This is a genomic window from Paenibacillus dakarensis (assembly GCF_001373415.1).
Classification (GTDB): domain Bacteria; phylum Bacillota; class Bacilli; order Paenibacillales; family Paenibacillaceae; genus Paenibacillus_AQ; species Paenibacillus_AQ dakarensis.
Genome location: NZ_CDSE01000010.1, coordinates 173,602 through 180,316 on the forward strand (window position 1 = coordinate 173,602; position 6,715 = coordinate 180,316).

At 39.8% G+C, this 6,715-nt stretch carries 8 protein-coding genes; 6 read left to right on the forward strand and 2 right to left on the reverse strand.

Annotation, left to right across the window (positions count from 1 at the left end):
• Positions 1-62 precede the first annotated feature (62 nt).
• Complete coding sequence (locus BN1234_RS03250) at positions 63-875, reverse strand: class I SAM-dependent methyltransferase (RefSeq protein ID WP_054955222.1); 813 nt, start codon at positions 873-875, stop codon at positions 63-65.
• A 303-nt stretch (positions 876-1,178) separates the two neighbouring features.
• Here BN1234_RS03250 and BN1234_RS03255 point away from each other — a divergent pair, with 303 nt between their 5' ends.
• Entirely contained in the window at positions 1,179-1,385 is a 207-nt protein-coding gene (locus BN1234_RS03255) for an amidase family protein (protein ID WP_054955223.1), read from the forward strand.
• Positions 1,386-1,619: 234 nt separating this feature from the next.
• On the opposite strand, the gene BN1234_RS03260 is transcribed toward BN1234_RS03255, so the two are convergent.
• Complete coding sequence (locus BN1234_RS03260; protein ID WP_054955224.1) at positions 1,620-1,991, reverse strand: hypothetical protein; 372 nt, start codon at positions 1,989-1,991, stop codon at positions 1,620-1,622.
• Between the two features lie 157 nt (positions 1,992-2,148).
• On the opposite strand from BN1234_RS03260, the gene BN1234_RS03265 reads away from it, so the two are divergent.
• The 5 genes from BN1234_RS03265 (at position 2,149) to BN1234_RS03285 (ending at position 6,579) form a co-directional block, all read left to right on the forward strand.
• Positions 2,149-2,691, forward strand: coding sequence for a hypothetical protein (locus BN1234_RS03265; RefSeq protein ID WP_054955225.1), 543 nt, complete (start codon positions 2,149-2,151; stop codon positions 2,689-2,691).
• A 284-nt stretch (positions 2,692-2,975) separates the two neighbouring features.
• Positions 2,976-3,443, forward strand: coding sequence for a hypothetical protein (locus BN1234_RS03270; protein ID WP_054955226.1), 468 nt, complete (start codon positions 2,976-2,978; stop codon positions 3,441-3,443).
• Between the two features lie 148 nt (positions 3,444-3,591).
• On the forward strand, positions 3,592-4,551 hold the full coding sequence (locus BN1234_RS03275) for an ATP-binding protein (RefSeq protein ID WP_054955227.1): 960 nt from the start codon (positions 3,592-3,594) through the stop codon (positions 4,549-4,551).
• A gap of 28 nt (positions 4,552-4,579) precedes the next feature.
• A complete protein-coding gene (locus BN1234_RS03280) occupies positions 4,580-5,449 on the forward strand; it encodes a tetratricopeptide repeat protein (RefSeq protein ID WP_245640077.1) in 870 nt (289 codons plus the stop codon).
• A gap of 605 nt (positions 5,450-6,054) precedes the next feature.
• Complete coding sequence (locus tag BN1234_RS03285; protein ID WP_054955228.1) at positions 6,055-6,579, forward strand: CueP family metal-binding protein; 525 nt, start codon at positions 6,055-6,057, stop codon at positions 6,577-6,579.
• The last annotated feature ends 136 nt before the right edge of the window (positions 6,580-6,715 follow it).

Here is a 6,715-nt window from a genome sequence, read left to right on the forward strand (position 1 = left end):
CAAATTCCTTTTTTAATCTGTCCATATACAAGACTCCTAATAGGTTTATAACGATCGATAGATTATAGCTTTCTTGCTTTGATTACAAAAGTTACAGGCAGCATCTTTGCTTTTTGGGCAAAATCACTGTGCTTGTTTCGAGACCCTATCATTTCTTCATCAGATTCCTCAATCATTTGTTCAATAACAAATCCTGCTTTGGAGAGAGCATTTACATAGGTGGATAGTTTACGATCCGATAGCATCAGTACATTTTCATCAAGTGCCACCGAATACCAGGATTCATCGAAATAGCATTTTTTAAAGACAAGCATATCATTTTCTACAGCAACACATTTGTGGATAGGGTGAGACCAGCTGAAAATAAATACACCGTTTTTCTTAAGGTAGGAAGCAATCCTGCGAAAAGTCCCCTCAAGGTCGGTGGTCCAGCCAATAGCATAAATCGAATACACATAATCAAAATAATCCGCGGGTAAACCGCATTCTTCTTCCATGGGAGCACAGATGAATTCTGCTGAAAGACCGCATGACTTCAAATGCTGCGCTGCCTTTTCGATCTGTTTCTCCGATATATCCACCGCCCATAGTTCAGAGGCATTGCGTTCCCCGTGATATTGTAAGGATTGACCGTTTCCACAGCCGATCTCCAGCAGCTTTTTTCCTGAAACATCGCCAAAAAGCTGGCATTTTTCTTCGGAGACAAATGATCCGTATAAGGGAAGCACGATAGCTCCTAAGAAGTCATTGCCTTTTATATCCCAATAGGAACTGTTTGTCTTGTATACAGAATCTTTGTCCATATCGACCGAGATGGCAGAACCAACCTCACCAGCACCTATAATGTTAGTTTTATATAAAGGATTCTTGTCCATATCGATACCTCCCCTAATCTATAAGGTAGACCTTTCATGACTTGCTATTAATTCCAAAATAATATACCGTTTTTTTAATGAACTAATCCACTAATATTATCCATAAACGCTTTATTGATTCGGCAGTCGAGACCGGATTATCCTGTGAGAATGTACCTGCTTGCAGCAGGATATTGGTCAGTAGAGCAGAACATATCAAGAGGAGTAGTAGGCAGAAGTCAGCGATGGCATAAGGAATTGACCTCTGGATCTCACCAACTCAAGGGGATGTTGCTCCGCTTATGAAGGACGTGGTTTTCGGGTATGACAGCAATCTGGAAGTACGCAGGTTTACCGATCATCAGCCTGCCCGGAGGCCAAGTGAAGGGGTTACCCATATGCTTCCAATGTATTGCCGATTTTGGACAGGATGAAATCTTGCTGCACCATGCTGACAGAGAAATGCTTAAAGAAGCCGCGCAAGATTTTAATATTAGACAATCAAGCCTTAAAGATTTAGGCGGATTCTAGAACTACCTGATTTTATTAATCTTAGACAGTTTGGAGTGGTTTCAGCATTTTATAGAAGCTTTGGTTTCAAATAATTATATTAACTGGAGTGAATGGGACAGAGAAGCTTTAAAATTTTATCTGGGTAATATTAAAAATGATGTTCCGTATATAGAGATGGATTTCTGTAGAAAGTTCCATATGGATTCATCTAACAACGAATATATTTCAATTTGTCTACGGTGATGAGCGGCACTACTTTTCAAGTTTTTTGGCAAATTTCCTAAGTTCCTCGGGGTCATTTGTATGGAACACCAACTTTTCGGTATCAAAGATAAGTATAACTGGAACCTTTTCCTCGAGACCTAATGCTTTTAACGATTTCAGTTTATCGCTCTCCGAATATATTATTACTTGTTCAATGTAATTAAGAAGACCTGGTTCGGAATTATGCACCTTGTTCACCTCAAACTCCCAATCTCGGGAATTCGAAAAAATTCGCATTGAATATTTGCCTTCTTCTTTCGAAGTGAACTCTTCCAGCACATCAGTCTTGCTTAGGCTGCAACCAGTAAAGATTAAGGCAGCTATAAACATAAGTATTCCTAACTTGACCTTTAGCATCATTTTCTATCCCTCTTCCTATTGAATCAATATTATTATTAGGACAATCGCTTTAACCGTATTTATTTGTGAAAGATCAGGGCTTAGTGGCAAAAAAGTTAATTTATTTGTCGGGCTTTCTTTCACGCTTTGGGAATTTTTATTGAAAAAGGAGATGAAAATGAGAAAGAAACATCTCGTAATGTTACTCTCTGTTTGTTTGATTGTTTCTGTTATGGTTAATTGCTATTCATTTTTCAAAATTCATGATTATAAATTACAAAATAATAAGAGGCATATGAATCAAATTGATAATTTTTATTTTTATGGAATGGAAATACCACAATTCAAAATTGAAAAAATAATGGAGCTGATTAATCAGGATCCGCCTGATGCAAGAGAGGGAGTAGAAACCTGGTTGCTAGAAATAGCATCGGATTACAGTGTTGCTGAAAACTCTTTAGCAGCGACTCAAATACACCCAAGATTATTTTTTGAACAGCTTAAAGGTTTTCTATTAGATATGATACGTACTGAAGATGATTTTGAAAAGTGGAAGCAGATTTGTTTAGAGCTAAATGATATTACATCATATCTAAAATTAAATCTTAGTAAAGATGATTTGAAAGACCCGTCCAATGCAGATGAAAACTGGCTAAAAATAATGAATGAAATAAAGGAGAAATATGCACATACCTATTTAATTTCTAATATGAGTTTGTAGATATTTGGGAAGATAAGTATTAAGAGAGGTGAATTCTGAGTGGAGCATCAATGCGCAAAGTGTAATATTAAAATGACTCGTTCAAGAGCAGTGGGTGGAAGAGGGAAATTATCAGCAGTAAGAGAACCAGTGAAGTATTTTACCAATAAGGAGAGTAGTACACTAATTCCTTTTGTATGCTCACAATGCGGCTTAACCGAATGGTACGTTGAAAATCCGGAAAATTTCAAATAATTCTATTTCATGTTGCTTCTATCGGTTTAATTGATAAGGGTGGTGAGAGATTGAAAAAGACACGCCTAATTATATCTCTTTTATTAGGGTTAATTATTAGCTCCTGTTCGAGTGGGGAATCACAGAATAACTCTCAAAAAGAACCCTTACCTCCTAGTCCCTTTCCAATAGAGCTATCTACACAATTCAGTGTCTTTAAAGTAGATGTTAGCAAGCAGGAAGCAGCGAATAAATTAATAATGACTGTGAACAGAAATGCAGAATTACATAGTAACGTGATACTTCAATACCGAATGTATCCATTTATAGAAGGAAACAAAGTCGAACAATTGGCTAAAAATATTCTGGACGAAGACATTGATTTATATGTTAAGAAGGAAATAATCGAAGACATTCCATTGACTGAATACGGAAAGTATAGAATTGAAATCGAGGCACATTACGATGGATGGGGTCAAAATAAGACTTATACTATTCAATTTGATGATAATGGAGTTAGTATATTGCATGAAAGCTAAGTTAGATAAAGGACTTTTTGATGGTTAATCTACGATAGTGCAGCTTCATATAATAAAGTGTTAGCGCATTACTAAACTGCCGAATTTTACCCTAAATTATGGGATTGTGCTAAACTTAAAAGAAAATATTACATAAGGAGAGAGCAGAATGTCAGATCGTGATGAATTAGCAGAGCAAAGGCGCAAAAATTTAAAGCTTATTCATTTCAGTAAAGAGGATCAAGCTCTTGTTGAGTCGGAGAAGCCCAAGGAGACGTTTGCCGACGTCGGGGGCCTGGAAGAGGTTAAGAAAAAAATCAGAATGAACTTCATATTGCCGCTGCAGCAGCCGGAGGTATTTGCTGCATACGGCAAACATGCCGGAGGGAGCTTGCTCTTGTTCGGGCCTCCCGGATGCGGCAAAACGTTCCTGGCGCGTGCAGTGGCAGGCGAGATTGATGCTAATTTTTTTCATGTCGAGCTGCAGTCCATTCTATCCATGTATACGGGCCAGAGTGAACATAACCTGCATGATATATTCGAAAAAGCGCGGGAAAACAAGCCATGCGTTATTTTTATTGATGAAATCGACGCGCTAGGAGGAAGCCGTCATCAGATGCGCCAGCATCATGACCGTATGCTTGTTAATCAATTATTGCTTGAGCTCGACGGCCTGCAGGCAGAGAACGATAACGTGTTCGTCATCGGAGCAACCAATACACCATGGTACCTGGATTCCGCTTTGAGACGTCCCGGGCGATTTAATCATCTTGTTTTTGTACCGCCGCCTGAAGAAGCTGAGCGGCAGACCATCCTGGAACTGAAGCTGTCCGGCAAGCCGCTGGGTTCACTGAACCTGGCCAAAATTGCTGCAGAGACAAATCATTATTCGGGAGCTGATTTAGAGCAGTTAGTCAAAGATGCTGTAGAGTCAGCAATGGAGCGTACCTTTGAAAAAGGGGAGATTCAGCCCATTACTCAGGATGATTTAAAGAAATCGGCAAAGGGCCGGAAGGCAACGACGCTGGATTGGTTTACTACAGCCAAAAATTACGCCACTTTTAGCGATGTAAACCGCGATTATCAGATCGTGCTGGATTACATTAAGAATAAAGGCATAAAGTCATAATGGAATGATGGAGGTGAAGGAGCAAGTGGTGAGTACACATGATAACGCCGCGTATGCAAAGGCACGGCAGCTTATCGAATGGAGGCGGTATAAAGAAGCATTAAAGGAAGCTGAGCAGCTATTAAGTCAGGAACCGGAGGATCCGGATGTTTTTGCACTAATCTCAGAAATTTACCTGTTAATGAACGAGCCTGATAAAGCATTGCAGTGGTCCAACCAGGCGCTTAGCCGGGATCCGGAGCAGGTGCTGGCTTGGTATGTTCGGGTTCGTGTTTACTACATGACTGATCAGGACCGGGCTTGTCATGAAGCTCTGCAAGAAGCATTGCGGATAGATCCCTACGAGTCTCAATATTATTATTTACAAGCAAATCTGTACAATAAATCCGGCAAGCCGAGTCAAGCGAAGGAGGCACTTTTGCAAGCGCTTGAGCTGCGTCCCGAAAAACCGCTTTATCTTGCTCTGTTGAGCTATACAGAAGCACTGCTCAAGAATTTTGAGGACTCGGTCAGATTGGAAAAACTCGCTCTCAGAAATAATACGGAATCGTCTGAAGTATTTTTCTTTCTCGGCTGGGCAGCTGGCGAGCGTGGAGATTACAAGCTGAAAGAGACGTATATGCGGAATGCCGTTCGCTTGGATCCGGATGATAAACAGTGCCAGGATGAGTATTTAGAAGCGCTTCAACATAACGAAGTTCTTTTAAGAATTTTTTTATGGCCGCTCAAATTTTTGCGGAAGATGAAGCCTTGGCAGATACTGCTCACCTGGGTTGTGGCAGCCTACTTGTTTAGGCCGTTGTTAATCTTGTTTATTGTGCTGTATATACTTGCGCATTGGGTAACCAAAGCTATTGTGCACGTAAAAGTGTTTGGCTGGGGACGCAGAAGAGTATAGGCGTATGCCCTAAAGGAATTGAAGAAGAGACCCGACCAAGTTCAATCGGGTCTCTTTTTGCGTGCCAAGATAGTTTATTTCTGTCTGGAGGACGAACACATGAAATGCTCCCCTAGCTTGAATGATCAACCACTTGAACCAGCACGTCCGAGTTAACGAAAATTCTTAAATTACGACGAGCTTTGCGGCGCGTTGCATAGAAGATATAAAAGTTCTTTTTATACAGTCCTTGGCTTTTTAATTTGTTTTCTGGATTTTTTGATGGGAGTCCGAATTTTGGATTTTAAAGAAACCTCCTGAGGTGAGAGAGGTTTTTTTGCTGATGTTTTTCGTATGTAGCTATATCTGTATAGCATATCCGCAAGGAACGATTTGAAACTCATAAGTTCACAGCTTTATGAAACGAGCGGTTCCATGAGACTTCGTTATTAGATCATGAAGTGAGCACCTCTTGGCTCGCTGCTACGATTTTATTCCTTTGTGCATATATGGCCATCGTCCAGATAACGACTGATTAAATTCAGCGACTCATCATCCTACTAAATATGTGATATAATCAAAATAATTTGACCTTTAATGATAGAAAACGGGAGTGGTGCATAAATATGAAAAAGGGTTTGCTAGTAGTTTCGGGGTTATTACTAAGTCTGGTGACAGCAGCTTGCAGCAATGATACTGGTTCACAGAATGCAGCGGTGCCAGAGGATATCAAAGAAAAAGTTCATTCATATAGTGTGGGTAGCTTCGAAACTGTAAATGCATCTATTACATCTCATGAGCTCATTGTGACTGATCAAGGTAAAGAGACTACTTTTGACCTTCCAGAGGACGAGTTTTTTGTTTCGATTGCCCCGTTTGTTGAATCCACACATGAATGTGCAATCCACAGTTTAACAGGGTGCCAAGGGGAATTAGTAGAAAAAAGCTTCGATGTGTTTATTCAGGATGAAGAAGGTACTGTAGTGATGGATGAAACGATTACTTCTCTGGAGAATGGTTTTATCGATATATGGTTACCGAGAGATCGGACATATCAAGTGAAAATTGAGCATGATGGCAAAACAGCAGAATCTGAAATCAGTACTTTTAAAGATGACAATACTTGTATCACAACGATGCAGCTAACATAACAATCCATTAGGATAGTATTCATCGTGAGGTAGCCCACTTGAGAAGCTTATACTCACCCAGTAATGCTTCTATTACAAAAATTAAAGAACAAGCCGATTTCTGGCTTGTTCTTTTCATTTTATGACTTTAGTCAGT

What these genes read in the sequence shown, in the direction of transcription:
- BN1234_RS03255 (WP_054955223.1), top strand. Translation starts at nt 1,179, where the DNA reads ATGACAGCAATCTGGAAGTACGCAGGTTTACCGATCATCAGCCTGCCC.
- BN1234_RS03265 (WP_054955225.1), top strand. Translation starts at nt 2,149, where the DNA reads ATGAGAAAGAAACATCTCGTAATGTTACTCTCTGTTTGTTTGATTGTT.
- BN1234_RS03285 (WP_054955228.1), top strand. Translation starts at nt 6,055, where the DNA reads ATGAAAAAGGGTTTGCTAGTAGTTTCGGGGTTATTACTAAGTCTGGTG.
- BN1234_RS03260 (WP_054955224.1), bottom strand. Translation starts at nt 1,991, where the DNA reads ATGATGCTAAAGGTCAAGTTAGGAATACTTATGTTTATAGCTGCCTTA.
- BN1234_RS03275 (WP_054955227.1), top strand. Translation starts at nt 3,592, where the DNA reads ATGTCAGATCGTGATGAATTAGCAGAGCAAAGGCGCAAAAATTTAAAG.
- BN1234_RS03250 (WP_054955222.1), bottom strand. Translation starts at nt 875, where the DNA reads ATGGACAAGAATCCTTTATATAAAACTAACATTATAGGTGCTGGTGAG.